Source organism: Streptomyces sp. NPDC002870 (assembly GCF_042888505.1).
Classification (GTDB): Bacteria; Actinomycetota; Actinomycetes; order Streptomycetales; family Streptomycetaceae; genus Streptomyces.
In genome coordinates, this window is record NZ_JBIAPW010000097.1 from 1 (window position 1) to 1,176 (window position 1,176).

General features: G+C 67.9%; 1 protein-coding gene. It reads right to left on the reverse strand.

The window, feature by feature from the left end; all coding sequences use genetic code 11:
- Positions 1 to 9 precede the first annotated feature (9 nt).
- Complete coding sequence (locus tag ACFYWY_RS38215) at positions 10 to 816, reverse strand: YihY/virulence factor BrkB family protein (protein ID WP_389196137.1); 807 nt, start codon at positions 814 to 816, stop codon at positions 10 to 12.
- Positions 817 to 1,176 lie beyond the last annotated feature (360 nt).

Below are 1,176 nucleotides of genomic sequence, written 5' to 3' on the forward strand. Positions count from 1 at the left end.
CCTCCGCGCTCAGTCGGCCATGGCCTTGGCGAGCTCCGCGTTGAACTGCGCGCCGATCAGCAGAGCGAGATTGGACATCCACAGCCAGACCAGGAAGACGATGACCCCGGCGAGAGACCCGTACAGCCGGTCGTAGGTGGAGACGTGGGCCGTGTACAGGGCGAATCCCGCGGAGGAGACGAGCCAGAGGACGACGGCGAGGACCCCGCCGAGCGCCCTGCGCCGTACACCGCGCGTCTGGGCAGGGCCCGAGCGGAACAGCAGCAGAACCATCGTCGCCACCAGACAGAGCAGGAGCGGCCACTTCATGACGTCCCATGTGGCGGCTCCCGCGCCCCCAACTCCCAGGGCCTGGCCCAGGGTCTGGGCCAAGCCGCCGCTGAGTACCAGAACCAGCGCGCTGGAGACCAGGATGCCCAGCAGTACGCTCGCAGTGAGCACGACCCGTGGCGCTGTGCGCCACACGGAAACCTGGTCCCGTACCCCGTGCATCGCGTGCAGCGCCCGGCGGAACACGCCCAGGTAGCTCGACGCGGACCACACCGCGCTGACTGTTCCGACAGCTGCGAGAAACCATGCGGCCGAGCGACGGCCTGCCATGTCCTGCAGCGCGCTCTCCAGTACCGGGCGCGAGGTAGCCGGCACGACTGCGGCCACACGCTCGATAAGCGCCTCGGTCTGCGAGGCATCGGCAATCCCGATGAAGGACACCGTGACGAGCAGGGTCGGGAACAGAGCCAGAACCGCGTAGTACGTCAGGGCCGCAGCCCAGTCGGTGACGTCATCGGTCCATACCGACACAGGCGTGCGGCGCAAAGCGCTGAGCACGTCGCGCCTGGGCGGCAACCAGCGTGAAATGGCGGCCCGGTCGCGATGCAGACCCAAGCGTGCTGTCTGTTCACCTTGCATGCTGTCTCCTGCGGCCCAGGGAGCCATCCGAAAACGAGTCGACGATCGACGGGCAGGCACTGCGGATCACGCAATCTGTACGACAGTTGCATACCCGTCGTGGCGCACTGTCTCCGCGCCCCGCCTGCAGCTCTCTCCCCCCGCGGTTTCGCCGCCGCAGTCAATCACTGATAATCGAGCGCCTCGCGGGCAGGGTGGCCCGGGAGCTCCTGGCCTGCGTCAGCGGCGGTCGGCAGAAACGAGGACGGAGACGAATGGGCAGCGCAA